Raw genomic sequence first — 22142 nt, forward strand, 5'->3', positions numbered from 1 at the left:
TGCCGTAACACCGTTCCGGCTGTCTCTCCGCATCAGGAGGCATCCGCCGTAACGACTGTCCCGGTTGTCTCTCCGTGCGCCGCGTGGATAATACTGTCTTTCTCCTGAAGGGCGAACACAACCATCGGCATTTTATTTTCCATTGCGAGAATGGAAGCGGTCATGTCCACAACCTGAAGCTTTCTGTCAATGACCTCCTGAATGGAAATCCGGTCAAATTTTCTGGCGTCCGGATGATCCTTGGGATCCTTGTCGTACACACCGTCCACTGCCTTTGCCAGCAGGATTTCGTCCGCGTCAATTTCCACCGCCCGCAGTACGGTCGCCGTATCCGTGGAAAAATACGGATGTCCGGTCCCGCCCGCAAAGAACACAACCATGTTTCTGGAGAAATACTTGTTGCTGCGGTCCTTGGAATAAAGCTTGGTGACGTCGCCGCACTCGAAAGGTGTGAGAACCGACGTCATCATCCCCTGTGAGCGGAAAATCTCCGAGACATAGATACAGTTCATCACGGTTGCAAGCATCCCGATCTGGTCTGCTTTTGTCCTGTCGATGTTTTTGCTGGATCTTCCTCTCCAGAAATTCCCTCCGCCGATTACAATGCCTACCTGTACGCCCTCGTCAACAAGCTGTTTGACCTGTTTGGCGACTCCTGTGACTACCTCTTCATCAAATCCGGTTTTCTTCTCTCCTGCCAGTGCCTCACCGCTAAGTTTCAGTAACACTCTTTTCATTTGTTCTGCTTCCTCCAATCGTCAGAAGAAATGTCCTGAAGAAATTATACCACAAAACCTGCTTTTACAGCTGTGAAATGACGAAGATATCGTAAATCGCACGTATCGCGGTCTCAAAATCGCGGTTTTCCACACCGATAATGATGTTCAGCTCGGAGGATCCCTGGTCAATCATTTTTACATTGACATGGGCGTGTGCCAGGGCGGAAAAAATTCTTCCGGCAGTTCCGCGTGTGCGGCGCATGCCGCGTCCCACGACGGCAATCAGGGCCAGGTCGGATTCCAGCTCGATCATATCCGGATGTACCATGCGGTGAAGGCCGGCGATGACCTGCTGCTCGTGAGGCTCAAACTCATGCTGATTGACGTAGACAGAAAAGGTATCAATACCGGACGGCGTATGCTCGAAGGTCATGCCGCAGTCCTCAAAGACCTGCAGAACCTTTCTTCCGAAGCCCACCTCGGAGTTCATCATGGCCTTTTCAATCGTGATAGACGCAAAGCCCTTCTTCCCGCCGATGCCGGTGATGGTGTATTTCGGCTTGTTGCAGGTACTCTCCACAACCATCGTGCCCGGATCCTCCGGACGGTTGGTATTTCTCACGTTGATCGGGATTCCCTCGTTCCGGAGCGGGAATACCGCGTCCTCATGAAGAACGGTAGCGCCCATGTAGGAAAGCTCCCGCATCTCTCGATAGGTGATGGTGGAGATGGTGACAGGGTCCTCCACAATCCTGGGGTCTGTCATCAGGAAACCGGAAACATCGGTCCAGTTCTCATACATGTCGGCATGAATGGCCCTTGCCACGAGGGAACCCGTGATATCCGAGCCGCCTCTGGAAAATGTATGAATGCTGCCGTCCGGCTTGGCGCCGTAGAATCCGGGAACGACCGCGCACTCTGTTCCGGAGAGACGCTCCGACAGAAGGCTGTCCGTCTTTTTCGCGTTAAAAGAACCGTCTTCGTCAAAGGCAATGACGTCTGCCGCATCCACAAATTCATAATCCAGGAAAGCGGCCATTACCAGTCCGTTCAGATACTCTCCGCGGGAAGCCGCGTAGTCCTCTCCGACCAGCGCGTGAAAATTCTTATCGATAATCCGGAATTCCTCGTCCAGAGAAAGCTTGAGATCCAGCCCCCGGATAATGGCGTCGTACCGGTCCTTGATATTGGCAAGCGTCCCGCTGAAGTCCTGCCCCTGCTGCGCCTGATGATAGCAGTCGTACAGCATATCCGTAACCTTTGTATCGCCGGCGAACCTGCGGCCCGGCGCGGAGGGCACCACAAACCTGCGCCCCTCATCCGCGCGGATAATTTTTCCTACCTTCTCAAACTGTTCTGCGCTGGCAAGTGAACTGCCTCCGAATTTAACAACCTTTTTCATCTGTTATCTATTCTCCTGCCTATTGTTGATTCCGGAACATTTCCGCCGGTTCCGGAAAGTCCTCTCCCTCGTGATAAACCTCTGGAACCTGCCGCCCCTTCAGATACTGAAAACGGATATAGCGGATGGTCCGCTCTTCTCCCTTTTCCGAAAGCATTCCCAAAAGGTAAAGCAAGTCATTTTTTACCTGAGGATGAACAAACCAGAGATGGTCCCCTCTTCTGGCAAAATACAGATACGGCTCCCGGTCCGAATAGGCATCTCCCAGGTAAACCCTGGAAGCGCTGATCCGGTCCGCCACCATCTCCGCGATATAGCGGCGCGGAATCGGCACACCTTTGATGATTGTATCACAGTTGATTCCGTAGTCAATCCAGTATTCAAAATGGTGTTTGTTCCGCCCCTTGTGGTGAAGCCAAGCGAGAGAAACGCCCGTGGCCTCGCGCTCCGCGTTATTCGGGCTCCTGGTTCCCTGCCAGTATCTGGCTCCCTCCAGAAATTCCGTTGGAGAATATTTGGACAGGTCATGCATCAGGCCCTGCCGGTACAGTCCCATCCGGAAGCAGTACCCGGCGACCAGCAGTTTGTGTGTTGTTATTGTGTGAAAATGCTCCCGTGCGTAGCTCATTCGTTATTTCTGCTCTTTCTGCAGGGCAAGCTCTCCTGTCCTGGCAACCTCCTGAATCCCCATCGGACGCAAGTTCAGAAGCAGGCTCTGTACCATCTCCGGTTCTCCGAAATATTCGATGACAAGGCTCTGCGTCCCCATGTAAACAATTCTGGCTCCGATGACGGAACAGATTTCCATGATATCCAGACGATTGGACCGGGTGTAATTCACCTTGATGATCACACCCTCTCTCTCGATACTGTGCAGCGCGTTCAGATGGCGGACCTTGATCACGTCAATCTGCTTATTCAGCTGCTTTTCAATCTGCTCCATCGTGCGGTCGTCTCCCTCCGAGACAATCGTAATGCTGGAAACCGTAGGATCATCCGTCTCCCCTACGGTAAGCTGTTCAATATTAAAGCCCCGGCGCGCAAACAGACCTGCAATTTTGGAAAGAACACCAGAGCGGTTTTCTACCGTAACTGAAAAAATTCCTCTCATCTGCCTCACCCCTTTACCTGATCCAGCTCATAGACCCTGCAGACCATTAGCGCCGCGCCTTTTTCCGCGAGAAATTCATCAACCGTCTTCTCGATGTCCTCGTTTTTCTCCAGATAATAGTAAGGCATTCCGTAAGCCTCCGCTATTTTCTCGTAGTCCGGGCTTCCCTCCAGGGAAACCGCCATATAGCGGTCGTGGTAGGTTTTATGCTGGTACTCCCTGACCAGGCCCAGGTAATTATTCTGAATGATGACAATCTTGATCGGGACATGGTGCTGGCGCATGGTTCCGAGCTCCATCATGCTCATCTGGAATCCGCCGTCTCCGCAGACAGCCACTACCTGGCGGTTCTCATCGGAAAGCTTCGCGCCGATCGCCGCCGGAATGGAATAGCCCATGGTTCCCTGCCCGCCGGTGGTCAGGAACCGCCCCCGTTTGGTGATGTAATTGTCGGCGGACCACATCTGGTTCTGCCCAACATCCGCAACATAAACCGCGTTGTCATCCATTTTGTCACTGAGGATCTGGACAAAGCGGCAGGGATTGACATACTCGTCATGGAATACCCGCGGATCCACACAGGATTTTTTGATTTCCTGCAGTTCTTCGATCCACCCCCTGTGGTTTCCCACCTCCGATTTTTCCAGCATCTCTCCGAAAATATATTTCGCGTCGCCGACCAGCGGGATGGTAAATCCCATGTTCTTCCCGATCTCGGCCGTATCGATATCGATATGGATGATAGTGGTGTTTTTTTCCACGTTGTTCGGCGTTGTGATGGCGCGGTCCGCCACCCTTGCGCCCACGATCACCATCACATCACTTTTCAGCACAGCGCGGTTTGCATACGGCTTCCCGTTAGATCCGAGCATACCGAAGTAAAGCGGATGATTTTTCGGCATCACACCGATTCCCATCATCGTGGAGACGACAGGAATATTTGTCTTTTCCGCAAACTGGCGCACCTCGGAAATCGCGTCTCCGAGAATGACACCTCCGCCGACGCAGATCAGCGGATGCTTCGCCTTGTCGAGCAGTTTCAAAATCTTTGCAATCTGAACCGAATTTCCCTTTGTGTATGGCTTGTAACCGCGCAGGTTAATCTCTCCCGGCTCATACTCCTTAAAGCTGCTTTTCTGAATATCGACCGGAACATCAATCAGAACCGGTCCCTTTCTTCCTGAATTGGCGATATAGAATGCCTCTTTGATAATTCTGGGAATATCCGCGGCGTTCTTGACCAGATAGCTGTACTTCACGAATGCCTCCGCGGTTCCTGTGGTATCTACCTCCTGAAAGACATCGTGTCCGAGCAGCTGCGAGGACACCTGACCGGTTATGGCGATCAGAGGCACGCTGTCCGCGTAAGCCGTGGCCAGTGCTGTCATAAGATTAGTCGCGCCCGGACCGGATGTCGTGATGCAGACACCCGGCTTTCCTGTCATTCTCGCGTAACCGCTGGCCGCATGGCCCGCGCTCTGCTCGGTTCTGACCAGAATATGACGGATTTCTGTCTGCTGTGCCAGACAGTCATAAAAAGGAGCAATGGCTACGCCGGGATATCCGAAACACACGGAAACGCCCTGATCCCGTAAACCGTTTACCAATGCCTGTGCACCTGTTATCATGTAGAAACCTCCTGCCAGCAAATTTTCGCTTTGAAAAGGATCATATCACAATGAAGAAAACAATCCAATGTTTTCTTTACTTCCCGATCAGGATGACCACCGTGCGCGGCGGCACCTCAAAAGTCTTTTTGTCCTCCGGCATTTTCAGGGGAATACCGTCTCCCGCGTAAAATCCTTCTTCCGAAGAGGTATCTGCCTTGATATACCACTGCCCGCCCGCCGGAAGAGCCGGTACGGCAAAGGACTGCGCCCGCCAGTACATATTGTAGGCGATATAGATCATATCATCCGGAACACCGGGGGCTTTTTCCGCGTAGCCGCCGCTGTACAGGACGGCGATGCCGGCCTTTGTCTGCCCGGATTCATACATCCAGGCCGTGTGGCTGTGATACGAGATGTCCGGAAATCCCGTTTTTTTATAATCCGACATGCGCAGGGGCTGCCTCTGGCGCAGCACCGGGTGCTCCTCCCGGAAAGTGATGCAGTTTTTCACAAAGGCGAACATTTCCTCTATGTCCCGGCTCTTTTTCCAGGTAACCCATCCGGTCCTGCTGTCCTGGCACCACGCGTTGTTATTGCCGCCCTGGCTGTTCAGGACTTCATCTCCGGAATAGAGCATGGGCGAGCCCTGTCCGGTCATGACCAGAAGGAACGCATTCCGAAGCTGCTGCCTGCGCAGGGCTCTGACCGCCTTCTTTCTGCTGGGGCCTTCCTCCCCGCAGTTCCAGGAATAATTGCAGTCGGAACCGTCGCGGTTATTCTGCCCGTTTTCCTCATTATGCTTTTCTTCGTAGGAAACCATGTCCGCCATGGTAAAGCCGTCCTGATCCGCCATGAAGTTCAGGTACCCGCACCCGCTGTCGTTTCTGCGCAGCAGGCCGGCAATTTCTTCCGGCGCGCAGTCCGGATCCCCTTTCAGGAAGCGCCTCATGGCCTGTTCATAGCCAAGGTTATAAATACCCAGGCTGCGGGAATGCGGCTTTTGGGAGCGAAACTCCCGGATCGAATCCGGGAAGTCCGTGTACAGAAGCAGGCTTTTTTTCAGCAGGGGATCCGTCCTGACCGTGGAGATCCAGTCTCCCCGGCCGACCAGGTGAAAGCCGTCGATCCGGTAGGTAAGAAGCCAGTGGCGGAGCACATCCGTAACCTGCCTGCCGCCGGCTTCCGGAGGAAAATAGAACTCCGGTATCAGCTGGATTCCGGCAAGGTGCAGGGCGTCCGTCATTTCTGCAAACTCCTGCTGCGGGTTTCCCGTGGCGCTGTAGGACAGCTTCGGCGTGAAATAAAGCCCCTCGGCATATCCCCAGTAATTCTTCTTCCGGCTTCCTCCGGCCGGCTTTCTGACCCTTACCGAATCATCCAGCAGATAAAACTGTTCTGTCTTTGCCGGGTCTTCCGTGAACTCGTACAGCGGCATCAGGATCAGGGAATTGATTCCCAGATTTTTCAGATAGGGAATGAATTCCTGCAGTCCAAGAAAGGTACCCGGATGCCTGACGCCCGCCGGCTTTTCCATGGTCAGGCCTCTTACATTTGCCTTATAGAAAACACAGTCCTCATAGGGAATCACCGGCGGGTGTGTTTTTACCCTGCCACTCCTCTGCCAGCTGCAGCGGATTTCCTCCCTGTCCTCCGGCTCCTGCGTCCCCTCTCCCGTACGGACAGAAGAAGGCGCGGCATGATGGAAATGAAGTCTCCGGATTCCGGACGCACAGGGATCACTGACCACATGGCCGTTCACCAGGTAATTATATTCCAGGTTCTCTCCCTCGGGAATTTCCACACAGACAGACGCTGCCAGCCCGATTCTTTTTTCCTCCGGCAGAGGGATTTCCTGACAGGGAAGTTCCTCTCCTTCGCGGTAGAGCAGAAGTTCTGCCTCCGCCCCCTCCGGAAGCTCTACGGTAAAGCCGACCCGGTTTCCCTCCGACCATGCTCCGGGATGCTCCGGCCTTCCCATGGTCACTGCGTAATCTGTCCTGTTCTGCATACGCCTGTCTCCTTTTCCGCCGTCTGCACGCTGGCTTTGTCTTCTCTTGAAAATATCTTTTTTTATCCGGATTTCTTAACGGTACACTTCTTCTGTGTCCTTAAACAGCGCAATTTCTGTGCCGCCCGGGTCTATCCCTTCAAAACAAGCTCCACGGGGCAGTGGTCGGAACCCGTCACATCCGTGTGGATGCACGCGTCTGTGATCCGGTCCCGGATGCTGTCCGAGACAAGGAAATAGTCAATCCGCCACCCCGCGTTTTTCTCTCTGGCATGGAAGCGGTACGACCACCAGGAATATTCCACCCGATCCGGATAGAGGCTGCGGTAGGAATCTGTGAATCCGGACTCCAGCAGCTGTGTAAACTTGTCCCTCTCCTGATCGGAGAATCCGGCATTGGTATGATTAGTTTTCGGATTTTTCAAATCGATTTCTTCATGGGCGACATTCATGTCTCCGCAGACAACAACCGGCTTTTTCCGGGAAAGCCCGCCCAGAAAAGCGCGGAAATCGTCCTCCCATTTCATCCGGTAATCCAGCCGCTTCAGGCCGTCCTGTGAATTCGGCGTGTAGACATTTACCAGATAAAAATCCGGGTATTCCAGCGTGATCACCCGCCCCTCGCGGTCGTGCTCCTCTATACCCATTCCCATGGAAACAGATAGCGGCTCCCTGCGGGCAAAAACCGCGGTTCCGGAGTAGCCCTTTTTTTCCGCGTAGTTCCAGAACTGATAATAGCCCTCTGTCTCCAGATCAATCTGTCCGTCCTGGAGCTTGCTCTCCTGAATGCAGAAAAAATCCGCGTCCGCCTCTGTGAAATAATCCATAAAGCCTTTTTTCAGGCAGGCCCGCAGGCCGTTTACATTCCAGGAAATAAATCGGATATCAGTCAATCTGTCCTCCTTCCTTCCCCGCATAAGCGGTGACCACCTGCAGCGTCCGAAGCGTTGTATCCGCACAGCCGTGCAGATGCAGGCGATGATCCCTGCAGAACCGGACCGCTTCTGCCGCCTCTCTGGTAATTCTTTCCCCCGGATAAAGAATCGGGATTCCAGGTGGATAAGGGATCACACTCTCCGCGCAGACCTGACCCTCCGCCATCTCCAGATAACAGGCCTTGCTCTGGCTCATCCATGCCCGGCGGGGCGTCATGACCTGCTCCGGAATCCGGAACGATAAGTTCTGCCGTTCTTCCTCCGTCTGATAGCTGTTCCCGGTGATGTCCGGCGTCATGCTGACAATGTCGTCTGCCGCCTCCGCCAGCCTCCGGATATCCTCCTCTGTATTTCCCCAGGTGATTACCGCGACAACGTTATTTTCATCTGCCAGCTCCGTGCTGACCAGTTCTTCCGCAAAAAGCCTGTCCTGCAGCTGATAGCCCCGTATTTTCGGGCTTTCGGCACGGAACACCACCCGCAGCGGATCCAGGCTGATTTTCCCGCGGGAATGTGCGTTATCCTCCGTCAGCACAGAGATGCCGGGGACTTCACAGAGAAGCTCCCTGGCTTTCCGCGCCAGGCTTTCCGCCTGCGAAAAGAGCTTTCCTCCCTCCTCCGCCATCTGGTGTCTTGCCCCGTCCAGGGATGCCATCAGAAGGTAAGAAGGGCTGGTGCTCATGACCAGTTTCAGGCTTTCTTCCACCCGGTTTCTGTTTACCAGGCTGCTTTTTAAGTGCAGCATGGAGCTCTGCGTAAAGCTGCCCAGCGTCTTATGTGTACTCTGCGCGCAGAGATCCGCGCCCAGCGCTATTGCGCCTCCGGGGCGGCTCTCCGAAAAATACAGATGTGCGCCGTGCGCCTCGTCCACTAACAGCGGTACGCCGTGCGCGTGGCAGATGTCCGCGATTTTCCGGATATCGCTGCAGATCCCGTAATACGTCGGGCTTACCAGAAATACCGCGCGGATTCCGGAATCCCGGTTCAGTGCCTCTTCCACCGTTTCCGGACGGACCGCCCCCGAAATATTCCAGGATTCCAGATATTCCGGCTGCATCCATACCGGAACCGCCCCGCTGAGAACCAGCCCCATCAGGACGGATTTGTGCGCGTTTCTGGGAACAAGTATTTTTTCCCCCTCCCGGACTGTGGCAAGAATCATCGCCTCGTTGCCGCAGGTTGTTCCATTGACCAGGAACCAGCAGCAGTCGGATCCGAACAGATCCGCCGCCAGCGCCTCTGCCTGGTAAATGACTCCCTCCGGCTGGTGCAGGTCATCCAGACCCTCTGCCTCTGTCAGATCTGCGCAGAAAGCTTTGCGTCCCAGAAGCTTCCGGGCTTTTTCGTCCGTTCCCCTGTCGAACCGGTGGCCGGGAATCCGGAAATAAGCCGGATCCTCCTCCTGGAATTTTTTAATTGCGTCTAATAATGGTGTCCTGGACTGATCCAGCATAATGGAATACTTTCTCCCGTCTTCTCTGAATTTTCTGATTTTTCACTATATTGAACAGGATTCTTCTTTATCCTACCCCACCGAAACCGATCTGGCAAGGTAAAGAAAACAGGAAACTCCCCGGAAGCCGTCTGAATGGCGGGATACTCCGGGGAGTCTGTTTGTCTGTTCTGATTGTTCTGTTTACCTGCTAAAAACGCTATGCAGGCGTGCGCCTCAGAAGGTCAGGACTCAGCACTTGATCTCATGAACCCAGCCTTCCGGTCCGGCAATCCGTCCCATCTGGATTCCGGTGAGAGTGTCGTACAGTTTCTGGAGGGTCGGCCCCATTTTTTCCATACCGCTGGGGATATCAATTTCTTTCCCGTGATCAAAAATCTTTCCGACAGGAGAGATGACAGCTGCTGTCCCGCAGAGTCCCATTTCCTCAAACTCCGGAACCTCGCTGTACATGACCGGTCTGTGCTCCACCTTCATGCCGAGCATATTTTCCGCAATGTAGCAGATAGACCGTCTGGTGATGGACGGAAGGATCGAATCCGACTTCGGGGTGACCAGAGTTTTTCCGCCATCCTTGATAAAGATGATATTGGCTCCGCCCGTCTCCTCTACCTTTGTTCTGGTAGCCGGATCCAGATACATGTTCTCGTTAAAGCCCTCTCTGTGCGCTTCCATGATCGGATGCAGGCTCATGGCATAATTCAGTCCTGCCTTAATTCCGCCTGTGCCATGCGGCGCCGCGCGGTCAAAATCCGGAATCCGTACAACAACCGGCTTTGCCCCGCCCTTGAAATACGGGCCGACCGGAGTAACAAGAATGCGGAACATGTATTCATCCGCCGGCTTTACACCGATGACTGAATTATAGCCGAACATGAAGGGACGGATATAGAGCGTCGCGCCGGATCCGTAGGGTGGAACCCAGTCCTTGTTCGCCGCAACCACCTCGTCAACAGCTTTGAGGAACCTGTCCTCCGGAAAAACCGGCATCTCCAGACGTCTGCAGGAATCTGCCATTCTCTTCGCATTCAAATCCGGTCGGAAGCATACGATTTTTCCGTTCTCTTCTGTATATGCTTTCAGGCCTTCAAAACAAGACTGGGAATACTGTAAAACACCGGCGCATTCGCTCATTGTCACCGTGTGTTCCGCTGTCAGCTTCCCCGCATCCCACTTGCCGTCCTTATACATGGAAACGTAACTGTAATCTGTGGGTCGGTAGCTGAAATCCAGACTTCCCCAATCAATATCCTTTGCCATTGTTCTGTCCTCCTGTCTGACTTCTTACTTCTTTGCTATTATATTTTTCGCCGCTTTTCTTGTCAACAGTCGGGCACTTGTTTCATCCTGCTTATCTGTTCATTGAATTTTATTCATCTTCATTCCAGAGAAGCAGGCATGTGCGTCACACGGAATCTTTCCGCATACGCACATGCCTGGAACAAAAGAAGGATATACAAATAAAAACCTTGTTTTACTCTTCCACCTGGGTAATCTTGCTTGCCCTTTCCTCTACCTGCTGTTTCTGCACATCTGCAGGTGCCTGTTCATAGCGGGCAAACTCGTAGGCAAAGTCTCCCGCGCCGCCGGTCATGGAACGAAGGCTGTTGCAGTAGCCGTAAAGCTCCATCTCCGGAACCTCCGCCTCAACTACTGTCAGTCCGCTCTTGTCCGGCGTCATGCCCAGAACACGGCCGCGCCGTTTATTCAGGTCTCCCATCACATCACCGGTGTACTGGTCCGGAACGGTTACATGGAGAGATACAATGGGCTCCAGAAGAACCGGATCTGCTTCCATAAATCCTTTTTTGAAAGCCATAACAGTAGCGGTCTTGAATGCCATCTCCGAGGAATCTACCGGATGGTAGGAGCCGTCATACAGAACCGCCTTTACCCCTACAACCGGGTATGCGGCAAGCGGGCCGGATTCCACAGACTGGGCCAGTCCCTTTTCTACCGCCGGGAAATAGTTCTTCGGAACCGATCCGCCGACCACCTCTTCTTCAAAGACATACGGCTTATCCAGATCGCCGGAGGGCTCAAAGCGCATTTTTACATGACCGTACTGGCCGTGTCCGCCGGACTGTTTCTTATACTTGGAATCCACGTCGGATTTTTTACGTATGGTCTCCCGGAAAGCGATCTTCGGCTTTGAGAGTTCTACCTGCACCTTATAGCGGTTCAGAAGTTTGGCTACGATGACATCAATATGCATATCACCGATTCCGTAAATCAGCGACTGATGGTTCGCGGAATCATTCACTACACGCATGGTCAGATCCTCGGATGCCAGTCTTGCAAGACCCTGCGCGACCTTGTCCACATCCGCTTTCTGCACAACCTTGTATCTCTTTGCTGTATAGGGCTTAGAGAGGGCAATCGGGCCGTACTCCACCGGATGGGCTTTTGTTGCCAGCGAATCCCCTGTTCTTGCGCTTGCCAGCTTTGCGACAGCTCCGATATCTCCCGCGTGGAGCTCCGGAACCTCCGTCACCTTATTTCCGCACATCACATAGAGCTTTCCGACCTTCGCCTCCACATCCTGTGTGACATTATAGAGGGTGTCATCGCTCTTGATAACGCCGGAGCATACTTTCAGCAGGGAATACTTGCCCAGGAACGGATCGGCGATCGTTTTGAAAATTGTAGCCGACTTCGGCTTCTGGAAGTCGTAATCTGCGTCAAAGGTATCATTGTTGGTCCTGTCCAGTCCGGCGCGCTTGCGCTTGGAGGGATCCGGGAAATAGCCGACAATATCATCCAGGAGAATCTTTACCCCCTGCAGGTTGATCGGCGAGCCCATGCAGACGGGAACGATGCTTCCGTCCTCCACATTGTTTGCCAGAACAGCGCTGATCTCCGCAACAGAAAATTCCTCCCCGGCGAAATAGCGGTCCATGAAGTCCTCACTGGATTCCGCGACAGATTCCAGAAGTACCTCCCTGTATTTGGAGAGATAGGGCTCCTCGTAATCCGGAATCGGGCACTCTTCTTTTTCATTTTTATTGATATAACGGCGTCCCTTGTTTTTCACAATATTGATGTAGCCGTAGAACTTTCCATTTTCACGAAGCGGCATGTGCAGCGGGGCAATTCTCTTGCCGTACATTTCCTGCAGCTTCTCCACGACCTCACGGTAGCTGACATCATCAATGTCCATGTCCGTTACAAAAAAGATGCGCGGGAGACTGTAGCGCTCGCAGAGATCCCATGCCTTCTGCGTTCCTACCTGCACGCCTGCCTTGCCGGAGACTACAATAACCGCAGCATCCGCCGCCGCGGCTGCTTCCTCTGCCTCTCCGACAAAATCAAAGAAACCGGGTGTATCCAGAATATTAACTTTGTGTTTCCCCCACTCAATGGGAACAACTGATGTATTGATTGAGAATTTACGTTTGATTTCTTCTTTATCGTAATCGCTGATGGTGTTTCCGTCGCCGACGCTTCCGAGCCTGCTGGTGATACCGGATAAATAGGCCATAGCTTCTACCAATGTTGTCTTACCGGCGCCGCCGTGCCCTAGAACCGCGACGTTACGGACCCTGTCTGTTCTGTAAACCTCCATAAATTGTAACCTCCCATGCGTAGTTTTTTCGGTATATTCTGAAACGTAAATTTAATTATCAGACACACCATGGGTATATTCTACTAAAAATAAGTTTATTTTTCAATACAAATATGAATTCTGCACAAATTTGCGTAAATTGCGGAGGCTGATGGTACGCATCTCCGGCTGAGGCCGACAAAAACGGAGCAGGGCTGAGGACCAATGCATTTGTCCCAAGAAAAATAGAGTGATGCAAATGAAAATGGCGCAGGACTAAGAACCAATACATTTGTCCCGGGAAAAATAGAGTGATGCAAGGGAAAATGGAACAGGGCTGAGAAAGATGGTCCAGGAAAAGATGGAGCGGAAGAAAAGAGGAAAAGAAAAAATCCGGCCGCTAAGGTCGGATTTTCATTGAACTGAATGTAATAAAACGGACGTCCCTGTCTGCAGGATTCCGTCCAGAGGCGCATGATCACACGCGCTCTACTTTACCGCTTCTCAGGCAGCTGGTACATACATACATTCTCTTGTTTCCCTGCGGAGTCTTAACACGAACAGACTTCACATTTGCTTTCCACGTTTTATTGGATCTTCTATGAGAATGGCTGACGGCATTACCAAAGTAAACGGCCTTATCGCAGATAGCACACTTTGCCATGATCACACCTCCTTAAAAATCAACTTATGTCAGCCTTACGGCTCACGACTAGACTAGTTTAACAGAATAACCGGACATTTGCAAGAGTGTATTTTAATTAATCCTCAAATTCCGGGCTGTCTTTTTCTTCTGCTTTTTTACTTCCGCCTACGGCGTCTTTTATCTTCGTCACGATATCCGGCGCCATATCCAGAATCTTGGCGACAGCGTCCTGATTCTTCAGGCTTACCAGTCTTGTGGTTCCGTCCTTATCGATCATAAGGACCGCTGTCGGGCTTGCCTTTGCGCCCATTCCGCCCCCGCCGTTGTTTTTGGAATTCCCCGCATATGCACCGGCGGCCAGCCCGAAGGAAATATCCGCCAGAGGAATCATGGTGCTCTCGCCAACCTTAATCGGTTCGCCGACTACGGTTTTGGTCGTCAGGAAACCGTCCAGTCCCTTAAACAGTGCCTCTACATTATCAGAAAATTCTGTTTTATCTGCCATTTTCAATCCTCCCTGTTTCTATTTCTGTTTGTGATCCTGTCCGGATGTTTTGTGCCCTGCTGCCGCGTCGGGATTTTTTTTACGGATTACCCGAATCAACGCCTTGACGTTTTTATTCAGTAATATCCTGAGTACTCTGATAAGAACAGGAAACAGAATAATATGTCCGCGGAGCGTCACATCCGCTTCCAGTTTCTTCTGTGTAAAATCCGGAATAATATGAAGCTCCTCCGGAATCAGTGCAAAGAACATGGCGGCTGCCCCTAGAATTTCACCTGTATCAGCCGGATCCTCCATACCGAATTCCACTGTACCTTCCGCTTTTCTGGGAAGTACGTGCCTCAGAAGAGGAATACCCTGTTCCTTTATCACTCTTAATGCATCTCTGAACTGCTCCGAATGCAGATATGCATTCCATTTTTTTATTTTACCACAGGCTTCCGCAAGATTGGAGAAGAATTTCTTTACCGTTCTTTTTACTCTCCCGGTAAAAGCCATGATGTTCGCGGAAAGCCTCTCCAGCAAGCCCGGCTGTTTCCGGTGAAATACCCGGACTTCCGGTCCGCCCTGCGCTTTTTCTGTCCTCTCTCCGGGCCGGACGGTCGGCTTCTTTTTTGCCCCCTCGCGCATCCTGCGCTCGGCTTCTTCCTCTGTACGCGCCTTTTTTCCTGTTTCTTCCCGCGCGGAAACCTTGTCTGTTTCGGTTTTTTTCCTCCCGTCGGCTCCGTCCCTGCGCGGGTGGCTTTTCGGCCTGCTTTTTCCGGATTTACGGCCGGAAATCAGCTTCAGGACGGGTATCCCGAATATCCGCAGATCGGTTGTCCTTGTGTTTTTTTCCTCATGAACAAAATCAAACCGGAACCATATGGCCCGAAACAGCCAGGAAACCTTTGCGTGAACTCCTACGGTATCTCCATGCTTTCTGATATCCGCGCGGTACCGAAAGGGCACCAGCAGCAGGAGAAGCAGCAGGGCAAGAAGAATACACAGAAGAATCAGCAGGATTTTGCCTATGATTCCAAGAACATGCAGCATGATTGCCATCTAATTCTCCTCTTTTGATGTTTCCAGCGATTTCAGGTAATCGCGCACATTACAGTTTCCGACAGCCGCAAAACAGTCCTCAACCATTTTCCGGACCAGCTCCAGCGCCTCACTTCTTCCGCATGCAATGCCTACAATTTCCGGAAGCCGCTTTCTGAGCGCCTCCTGACGGAGATAGACAGAGCAGACAATGTCCAGCATATCCCTGTCACTTGCCGAATAAGTAATCAGGTACAGATCCGGCCGGAATTTTCCGTCCCGAATCTCCCTGATATATTTTTTCTTTTTCCGGGCGGCAGTTTCGCCCACATAAAGATGTTCCGCAAAACGGATCATAACCGACTGAAACCTCCTGAATTTTTCGGTTTTTCCTGTCCTCTTCCGGGATCCGCCGGCACCAGACGGAACCGGACTGCAGCCGCAGCATTATCCCTGTCCTTCTGCCGGAACCCACAGGCCTCCCTGTTTCAGCTTCTGGTACATCCGGTAGCCTTTTTCCAGTATCATCCTCTCATTGGAGAACTTCAGCAGATGATACGCCTCATGGTATTTATAATAACCGGAATCCAGAAAATATTCTTCCTTCTGGGGCTTGCTGTGGTAGCTGTCGGCCATCATCAGAAACCAGTGCACCTCCTTGTGGACCTCTCCCTCCGGCACAAAAAAGGAATACTGGCTTGTCCCGATATATCCCATGATCACAGGGCGGACGCCCGCCTCTTCCGCAACCTCGCGGAGCGCGGTCTGTTCCGGGGTCTCCCCCTTTTCCACCGTCCCCTTGGGAAGCACCCAGCCTTCATAGCGCCCTTTGTAGTTCTTATATAATGTCAGCAATTTTCCGCGAAAAACAACTACTCCTCCGCAACTGGTGGCTTCCATCCGCAGATCCCTTCTCCGTTTCTTTTTATTTTTTTCAGAACTAATATGATACCAGGGTCCCAAGGTCTTAACGCCTTCGTGCTTGCGCGAAAAGGCGTTTGACCTTGGGACCCGCCCCCGACATGAGCAAGAAGCAGAACCCTTGTTTTATAAGGATTCTGCGAGATTGCGAATGGCGGGAGGATTGCGGGAATTGCGAAGCAATGAAGCAATCCGAGGGTATCATTTGGGGCCAAAATACCTTTTGACCCCAGCATCATAATATAAGTGCCAAAAGTGCCTTTGCCAATTTAATAAGTTCCCGTTCCCCAGGCAGAAAACACACTTCTTGCGACCTGTGTGGCCGGAGCCCTGCCGTTTCCGCCGTCTTCCACAACCGCGCAGATCACAATATCATTGTTTCCGGTATTGGTGTACCCGGTAAACCAGGAATGGGCCTTCCCCTCGCTGATATCTCCGTATTCCGCGGTTCCTGTTTTTCCCGCAATCTGGTACGGAAGATCGCTCAGGTCATCCGCTGCCGTCCCCCGCTGCACCACCGCTTCCAGAAGCGGTTCCAGCGCCTGGGTTTCCTCCGTCGTCATCACTTCACCAAACACCTGCGGCTGCACGGTTTTAACATTGCTTCCGGTGGCGCTGTCAACGCTTTTCACAAAGATGGGCGTTATCATCTGGCCGTTGTTTTTCACGGCATCCGCGATCATGCACATCAGCATGGGAGTTGCAAGCGTATCGCCCTGTCCGATAGCCGTCTGCATGGTCAGCTGGTTCGGTGTATTGGCATCCAGTGAAAATTCGCCTCCGTTATACGGCAGCTCCACCGGAATATCCTGATTAAATCCCATCTGATCCGCCGTCTGGCGGAGAAGATCCTTGTCGATCAGATTGACCGCCATATAGGCAAACGCGCAGTTGCAGGAATTCGCCATGGCGTCCTGAAAGCTCTCCTGTCCGTGTACTTCGTTTCCGGCACAGTGGATGGTGTAGCCGTCACTCTCATAGCTTCCGGTACAGGTATAGCTGAAATCATCGAAGGTTCCGTGCTGTCTGTAGTAGGCCAGCGCCGTCACAATCTTAAAGGTGGATCCGGGCGGGTACTGGCCCTGCGTCGCCCGGTTCAGGAACACACCGTCCTCGCTGTTTACCAGAGACTCCCAGTCCTGCTCGATGGTGTTCGGGTTAAAATTCGGGCTGCTGTAATCCACCAGAACTTCCCCCGTGTCCGCGTCCATGGCAAAAACAGCACCCCTGTTGGACCCCAGGGCATCGGATGCCGCCTGCTGCAGCACGGCGGACAGGGTTGTGGTTACGTTATCCCCCTGCTTCTTTTCTTCCTGGATGTCCTGCTGCATCTGCGTCACAATATCCGCGTGAGACTGCAGCATGGTACTGTTCTCCGTGGATTCCAGTCCGCTGCCTCCGTAGACCGAATAGCCGACCGCCTGCGCGAACAGATTTCCGTAGGGATAGTTCCTGCTCTCCGTCCCGTCCTCTGCGGTGACGGTTTCCGCCAGAACGTTTCCGCTCCTGTCCAGCAGAGAGCCCTTGACAATCTGCTCCTGCACAATCTCCTGCCGCTTGTTATACGGACTGTTCAGCAGGTCATCACTCAGAAACACCTGAAAATACACCATGTAGCCGATCAGAGAGGCAAACAGGGCAAGACTGATATAGGAAACAATCCGGTACGGCCTAGTAATGGATTTCAAGTCCGTTTTTTGTCTGTTCTTCGATTTTTTTTGCGAGCTCATCCGTATCTCCGATCTCCTGTCCGTTCTTTTTCTCTCGTCCATCCGCGGGATTCTGCCCGTTCTGCGAGCGGTTCAGCTTACGGATGATTTTTGTCGTCCCGCCGTCCGCATATCCTGCACGGGCATCACCGCCGCCATTCCGGGAATTCTCGCCATAGCGGACATTTTGTACGGGGGTTCCCTGCCCCTGCCCGGAATAACCGTCCCGCCGCGCCGGGCTCCGGTACCCCTTCAGGTACTGCTCCTGATCGGAAATCCGTCGGCGCAGACGCTGCTGCATCCGTTCTTCCTCTCTTGCCTGGCTCTCGTCTGTCCGCATGATATAAAGCCCCTGAATGATAGATATCATGATAATGGTACACATGATGGAGCTTCCGCCATAGCTGATCAGGGGCAGCGTAATTCCCGTCATGGGAATAAATTTTGTAGTTCCGCCGACCGTCAGAAATACCTGGAAGGCGTATTCCGTCCCCAGCCCGACTGCTACCAGCCTGTAGAACGGCTTTTCCAGCTTTGTGGCGATATTGACAATCAGCAGATACATCCCCATACAGAGAAGAATCAGACAGATGGCAAACAGGACGCCGAATTCCTCGCAGATGGCGGCAAAGGTAAAGTCCTCATAGGCAAGCGGAATCATATCGGGATTTCCCTTGAAAAGTCCGGTTCCGAACCAGCCTCCGGCGCAGACACCGAACAGCGCCTGGACAATCTGGTAGCCCGTTCCCTCGTAATCCTGGAACGGATCCTTCCAGACGGCGACACGGACACGCACATGCTCGAAGAGTCGGTACGCGATAATCGAGGCGCCCGCCATTCCTCCCAGTCCGAGGAAAGCATATCCGGGGTTCCGGGTAGCCACAAAGACCATAACGATATATGCCATAAAATAGATGAGCGCCGCGCCCAGATCCGCCGAGAGAGCCAGAATCCCCACATGCACAGCCGCCACCAGCGTGACTACCAGAACAGTCTTGAAATCGTGACGGTTCTGCAGCATGCCGGCCATAAACAGGACTACCGTGATTTTAACAAATTCAGAGAACTGAAACGTAATGCCGCCCAGCGAAACCGAGAGCTGCGCCCCTCCGGTGATGCGTCCGAAAAGAAGCACGACTCCCAGAAGCCCGATGCCGGCCACCGCGTACAGCCAGGTCAGCCGGGACACAATACGGACCTTCCGGATAAACACCGGGATGATAAAGCAGATCAGCGTGGCCAGAGACGTAATGATGAACTGCTTCATGGCCGTATCCATTCCAAGCCTGGACTGGATGACAAAGCCGACCGAAAGCATCATGCACATGGTATTAAGCAGAATCAGGGAGGCGCGCCGGTAGATCAGGCGGTAAAGCACCTGGACGACCAGAATAAAGCAGACGACAGCCAGAAACATCACCAGCATCTGGAAATCCCCGGACAGCAGATACATGGTCGGATAGGCCACCAGATTAAACATGACCATCAGGCCGATCTGCTTCCGCATGATACGGTTTCTGGACTTTTCGTCCCTGCGGCGCAGCACCATATAGGTCTCTATGGTAAACAGCACCATAAGAGCCAGCAGGATATATTTTGATGCCTGTGAAACGATGGTATTCATGTCCTGTTATCTTCCTCGCATAGCATGTCCGCGTTCCGGCCAGACGATACGGTACGTCAGAGAATGCCCCTGTGAAAATGTCCGCGGGTTGTCTGTTCCAGCTCCTCCCCCGGTTCCCCGTCTCCGGCATAAACCCGGAGAAAAGCGTCGGCGACACGGTCTGTCTGGTTTTTGTCCTCTGTCGTAAAACAGAGCCGTACCGAACGGCAGCCGGTCTGCAGTACTTCCTCCTTCAGCCCCAGAAGGCTGGTCGGCAGTGAGTTGTAAATAATATTGGTGCAGGTTCCGCAGTCGCACCGGACCGGAAACCGGATATTCTTTCTGTCCTTCAGGATCAGGTGATTTCTCCCGTGATTGCAGGCATCCATGGTTTTCTGCAGGCACTGCTGTGAAAACATCAGAGGGATTCTGCCGTAGACCGCAAGCTCCGAGCGGCTGTTGTCCCTGCGAAGCATTTCTTTGTGGTTCAGCTCCGGAGAGACAGTATTAACCGGAAACCCGGACAGGGCAAACCATTTTTCCGCCCCGGTATTCATGGTTCCCACCGTGCTGTCCAGTATGGTGCCGCCCGCGGTATCCAGATTTCTTTTCCGGAAAATTTCTGCCGTCAGCCCGACTTCCTCCAGGTTCCGCACCAGAACAGCCGGTGTCCGACCGTCCAGGATGTCCAGATAAGCTTCTGCAGCCCGACCGGCCTCCTTTACCTGGTCTCTTCGCAAAATATAAGGCAGGGCAAGCCCCGGCAGGATGGCATGTTCCCGCATGCTCTGCAGGAGGGTCCGGATTCTGTCCGGCCCCAGAAACAGACGGGCGGGCAGATAAATCCCCTCCAGGCTTTCCTTTCCCGCAAGAGCCGCCGCCTGTTCCGCCGTTTCCACCGCCGCCCAAACCGGCAGGCGCCCGTTTCTGATCTTCGCATCCGCCTCGGGGAAATTCCCCTCAATCACAGATTCCTGATACGGTTTCCTGCCTCCGCGGCGGTATTCGTATACACCAGGGCGGTGCTTTGCGGCGTCAGCTCCTTCCCCGCTTTCGCGCCGGTACGCGTTCCGGCAGGCTTCTTCCAGAAGAGAAAAGCCTTCTCTCCGTATTTCATTCAGCAGCTGAACCGGGACAAAAAGGGAATCTTCCATGTGAATATCCAGGGAAGAAAAATAGAACTGGCTGCCCCCGGTCTTGTTCATCTGCTTTCTGACACGTTCTTCGGTCATCGGCTGATTCTGCGCCCTCTGCACACCAGCTTTATCCAGGGAAACCTCCGGACGGGAACCCGTCCCGGCATTTTCCGCAGAAGGCAGACAGACCGCAAGCTCCAGATGAGCCCTGCCCTCCTGAAGAACGAGCGTTCCCTCCACAGGTGCCTGCAGTTTTTTCTGCCGGTCCGGGGAAGAAAGCTCCCTCCGTATCCGGTCTGTCAGCTCCTGCGCAGCCTGCTGCCGGACATGATCCAGCTTCTCATTTTTCAGGGCGATCATATCGCGCCCGTTTTTTTCAAAATAATAACTTCTATTGAAGCCGTCCCTGTTAAACAGATCCCAGAGGAACCTCAGGTCGTCTTCCTCCACCCGCCAGGATGCCGCGTCAGGATTTTCGGCGTACCTGTCCAGATATTTCCGGTACACAGAGACAACTCCCGCCGTATACTCCGGCTTTTTCATCCGTCCCTCAATCTTCAGGGAGCAGATTCCGGCCCGAAGAAGCTCCGGAAGGATTTCCACCGTACACATATCCTTCATATTAAGCGGGTAATATTCTCTCTGCGGATTGTTCCCGGAATTCCGGGAGCCGTGCCAGTCCCGCCTGTCTGACTGCCGTTTACCCGGCCTGTACCCGGTCCTGCCTTCCGGACGGTATTCCAGTTTTTCTCCGATACGGAATGTTTCATCCGCACGGTAAACCTCAAAGGGAAGCCTGCAGATTCCGGCGCATCTTCCGCGGTTTCCGCTCCTGCCTCCCAGCATACTGCTGAACAGGCACTGTCCGGAATAGGCGTAACACATGGCGCCGTGGATAAACGACTCTATTTCAAGCCCTGTTTTCTGCCGGATCTCCCTGATCTCATCCAGAGAAAGCTCCCTGGCGGGAACAATCCGCGTAAATCCCTGTTTTTGTAAAAATTCCGCACCATGGAGCCCCGTGACTGTCATCTGCGTGCTCGCGTGAAGCGGAAGATCCGGAAACATGTTCTGAAACAGCCTGACAGCGCCGAAATCCTGGATGATAACGCCGTCCAGTCCTTCCCGCACATAGGGCAGCATCCAGGAATACAGCTCCTCCTCCAGCTCCTGGTCCTTCAGGAGCGTGTTGACCGTAAGATAGAGCCGTTTTCCCAGCCTGTGGGAAAGATCAATAGACTCCAGCAGCTGCTGTTCTCCGGGGTTATCCGCGTAGGCGCGCGCACCGAAGCGGTCTCCGCCGATATAGACGGCATCCGCTCCTGCCATAAACGCCGCGCGCAGAGCCTCCACGGAGCCTGCGGGCGCAAGAAGCTCGGCTCCGGCAAAACAACTGCGATGATCCGTTTTCTCTGTCGGGAATTTATTTCTGTTCAACAGACTTACCACTCCTCAGCCGGTCAATCTCTCTCTTCAGACGGGCAATTTCCACCTGGGCAGATACCAGGTCATGTTTCGCGTCATACGTATCCTGATCCTTGTTTTCAATATCCTGCTCCATGACATCCACCTGGGATTTTGCCTTGAAGTAGTCATCCGCGATGTTTAAGGAAAGCAGCGTCGCCTTCGTATCCGCGGTGAGCCTGTTGTAACCCGGCATTGCGGACAGCTCTGCGATTTTTGTATTGATATAATAAGCGACACGCTGCATGTAGTCCTCGGATTCATAACCGCCCAGCGTGATGATTTTTCCGTCAATTAGCACTCTGACCTTTTTTTTCTCTGCCATTGCCTGGTCTCCTGATCTGTTCTGCTCT

Annotated in this window: 18 protein-coding genes and 1 pseudogene; all 19 read right to left on the bottom strand. The window is 53.1% G+C overall.

Annotated elements, in window-relative coordinates:
* Nucleotides 1-32: 32 nt before the first annotated feature.
* The 19 genes and pseudogenes from pyrH to FYJ60_RS01180 all read right to left on the bottom strand — a co-directional run bounded on the left by pyrH (nt 33) and on the right by FYJ60_RS01180 (nt 22114).
* Entirely contained in the window at nt 33-737 is a 705-nt protein-coding gene (gene pyrH, locus FYJ60_RS01090; protein WP_154456743.1) for a UMP kinase, read from the bottom strand.
* Between the two features lie 64 nt (nt 738-801).
* Complete coding sequence (locus tag FYJ60_RS01095; RefSeq protein WP_154456744.1) at nt 802-2121, bottom strand: aspartate kinase; 1320 nt, start codon at nt 2119-2121, stop codon at nt 802-804.
* Nucleotides 2122-2140: 19 nt separating this feature from the next.
* Nucleotides 2141-2749 (bottom strand): DUF5662 family protein, encoded by a 609-nt coding sequence (locus FYJ60_RS01100; protein WP_235903276.1) that lies wholly within the window; start codon nt 2747-2749, stop codon nt 2141-2143.
* Between the two features lie 3 nt (nt 2750-2752).
* Complete coding sequence (gene ilvN, locus FYJ60_RS01105) at nt 2753-3232, bottom strand: acetolactate synthase small subunit (protein WP_154456745.1); 480 nt, start codon at nt 3230-3232, stop codon at nt 2753-2755.
* Between the two features lie 5 nt (nt 3233-3237).
* Nucleotides 3238-4860, bottom strand: coding sequence for a biosynthetic-type acetolactate synthase large subunit (gene ilvB, locus FYJ60_RS01110; RefSeq protein WP_154456746.1), 1623 nt, complete (start codon nt 4858-4860; stop codon nt 3238-3240).
* A gap of 76 nt (nt 4861-4936) precedes the next feature.
* Nucleotides 4937-6850 carry a hypothetical protein gene (locus FYJ60_RS01115; RefSeq protein WP_154456747.1) on the bottom strand — a complete coding sequence of 638 codons (1914 nt, stop codon included), beginning with the start codon at nt 6848-6850 and terminating at the stop codon, nt 4937-4939.
* A 131-nt stretch (nt 6851-6981) separates the two neighbouring features.
* Complete coding sequence (locus FYJ60_RS01120; protein ID WP_334296174.1) at nt 6982-7734, bottom strand: exodeoxyribonuclease III; 753 nt, start codon at nt 7732-7734, stop codon at nt 6982-6984.
* Between the two features lies 1 nt (nt 7735).
* Nucleotides 7736-9238: an aminotransferase class I/II-fold pyridoxal phosphate-dependent enzyme gene (locus FYJ60_RS01125; protein ID WP_154456749.1), complete on the bottom strand. Its 1503-nt coding sequence runs from the start codon at nt 9236-9238 to the stop codon at nt 7736-7738.
* Nucleotides 9239-9469: 231 nt separating this feature from the next.
* Nucleotides 9470-10501: pseudogene (locus FYJ60_RS01130) on the bottom strand (branched-chain amino acid aminotransferase); the annotation flags it as partial.
* A gap of 211 nt (nt 10502-10712) precedes the next feature.
* Nucleotides 10713-12803, bottom strand: a complete 2091-nt coding sequence (locus FYJ60_RS01135) for an elongation factor G (RefSeq protein ID WP_154456751.1) — start codon at nt 12801-12803, stop codon at nt 10713-10715.
* A gap of 457 nt (nt 12804-13260) precedes the next feature.
* Nucleotides 13261-13446 (bottom strand): 50S ribosomal protein L28, encoded by a 186-nt coding sequence (gene rpmB / locus FYJ60_RS01140; RefSeq protein ID WP_154456752.1) that lies wholly within the window; start codon nt 13444-13446, stop codon nt 13261-13263.
* Between the two features lie 97 nt (nt 13447-13543).
* On the bottom strand, nt 13544-13933 hold the full coding sequence (locus FYJ60_RS01145; protein WP_154456753.1) for a GerW family sporulation protein: 390 nt from the start codon (nt 13931-13933) through the stop codon (nt 13544-13546).
* Between the two features lie 18 nt (nt 13934-13951).
* Nucleotides 13952-14977, bottom strand: coding sequence for a DUF2953 domain-containing protein (locus FYJ60_RS01150; protein WP_154456754.1), 1026 nt, complete (start codon nt 14975-14977; stop codon nt 13952-13954).
* A complete protein-coding gene (locus FYJ60_RS01155) occupies nt 14978-15313 on the bottom strand; it encodes a hypothetical protein (RefSeq protein WP_154456755.1) in 336 nt (111 codons plus the stop codon).
* Between the two features lie 90 nt (nt 15314-15403).
* The gene (locus tag FYJ60_RS01160; protein WP_154456756.1) at nt 15404-15856 is read right to left on the bottom strand and encodes an NUDIX hydrolase; all 453 of its coding nucleotides are present in this window, start codon (nt 15854-15856) and stop codon (nt 15404-15406) included.
* 290 nt (nt 15857-16146) lie between these two features.
* On the bottom strand, nt 16147-17607 hold the full coding sequence (locus tag FYJ60_RS01165; RefSeq protein WP_205838913.1) for a penicillin-binding transpeptidase domain-containing protein: 1461 nt from the start codon (nt 17605-17607) through the stop codon (nt 16147-16149).
* Nucleotides 17549-19210: an FtsW/RodA/SpoVE family cell cycle protein gene (locus FYJ60_RS01170; protein ID WP_154456758.1), complete on the bottom strand. Its 1662-nt coding sequence runs from the start codon at nt 19208-19210 to the stop codon at nt 17549-17551. Before FYJ60_RS01170 ends, FYJ60_RS01165 begins: the two co-directional genes overlap by 59 nt.
* A 56-nt stretch (nt 19211-19266) precedes the next feature.
* Nucleotides 19267-21654: a peptidase U32 family protein gene (locus FYJ60_RS01175; protein ID WP_408609141.1), complete on the bottom strand. Its 2388-nt coding sequence runs from the start codon at nt 21652-21654 to the stop codon at nt 19267-19269.
* A gap of 94 nt (nt 21655-21748) precedes the next feature.
* A complete protein-coding gene (locus FYJ60_RS01180; RefSeq protein WP_154456760.1) occupies nt 21749-22114 on the bottom strand; it encodes a cell division protein ZapA in 366 nt (121 codons plus the stop codon).
* Between the last annotated feature and the right edge of the window lie 28 nt (nt 22115-22142).

It is taken from the genome of Bilifractor porci, assembly GCF_009696005.1.
GTDB lineage: Bacteria > Bacillota > Clostridia > Lachnospirales > Lachnospiraceae > Bilifractor > Bilifractor porci.

Bases quoted from the DNA above. Each gene is read 5' to 3' on its own strand.
- pyrH (WP_154456743.1), bottom strand. From the start codon at position 737: ATGAAAAGAGTGTTACTGAAACTTAGCGGTGAGGCACTGGCAGGAGAG.
- FYJ60_RS01095 (WP_154456744.1), bottom strand. From the start codon at position 2,121: ATGAAAAAGGTTGTTAAATTCGGAGGCAGTTCACTTGCCAGCGCAGAA.
- FYJ60_RS01100 (WP_235903276.1), bottom strand. From the start codon at position 2,749: ATGAGCTACGCACGGGAGCATTTTCACACAATAACAACACACAAACTG.
- ilvN (WP_154456745.1), bottom strand. From the start codon at position 3,232: ATGAGAGGAATTTTTTCAGTTACGGTAGAAAACCGCTCTGGTGTTCTT.
- ilvB (WP_154456746.1), bottom strand. From the start codon at position 4,860: ATGATAACAGGTGCACAGGCATTGGTAAACGGTTTACGGGATCAGGGC.
- FYJ60_RS01115 (WP_154456747.1), bottom strand. From the start codon at position 6,850: ATGCAGAACAGGACAGATTACGCAGTGACCATGGGAAGGCCGGAGCAT.
- FYJ60_RS01125 (WP_154456749.1), bottom strand. From the start codon at position 9,238: ATGCTGGATCAGTCCAGGACACCATTATTAGACGCAATTAAAAAATTC.
- FYJ60_RS01135 (WP_154456751.1), bottom strand. From the start codon at position 12,803: ATGGAGGTTTACAGAACAGACAGGGTCCGTAACGTCGCGGTTCTAGGG.
- rpmB (WP_154456752.1), bottom strand. From the start codon at position 13,446: ATGGCAAAGTGTGCTATCTGCGATAAGGCCGTTTACTTTGGTAATGCC.
- FYJ60_RS01145 (WP_154456753.1), bottom strand. From the start codon at position 13,933: ATGGCAGATAAAACAGAATTTTCTGATAATGTAGAGGCACTGTTTAAG.
- FYJ60_RS01150 (WP_154456754.1), bottom strand. From the start codon at position 14,977: ATGGCAATCATGCTGCATGTTCTTGGAATCATAGGCAAAATCCTGCTG.
- FYJ60_RS01155 (WP_154456755.1), bottom strand. From the start codon at position 15,313: ATGATCCGTTTTGCGGAACATCTTTATGTGGGCGAAACTGCCGCCCGG.
- FYJ60_RS01160 (WP_154456756.1), bottom strand. From the start codon at position 15,856: ATGGAAGCCACCAGTTGCGGAGGAGTAGTTGTTTTTCGCGGAAAATTG.
- FYJ60_RS01165 (WP_205838913.1), bottom strand. From the start codon at position 17,607: ATGAGCTCGCAAAAAAAATCGAAGAACAGACAAAAAACGGACTTGAAA.
- FYJ60_RS01170 (WP_154456758.1), bottom strand. From the start codon at position 19,210: ATGAATACCATCGTTTCACAGGCATCAAAATATATCCTGCTGGCTCTT.
- FYJ60_RS01175 (WP_408609141.1), bottom strand. From the start codon at position 21,654: ATGGCAGGAGCGGATGCCGTCTATATCGGCGGAGACCGCTTCGGTGCG.
- FYJ60_RS01180 (WP_154456760.1), bottom strand. From the start codon at position 22,114: ATGGCAGAGAAAAAAAAGGTCAGAGTGCTAATTGACGGAAAAATCATC.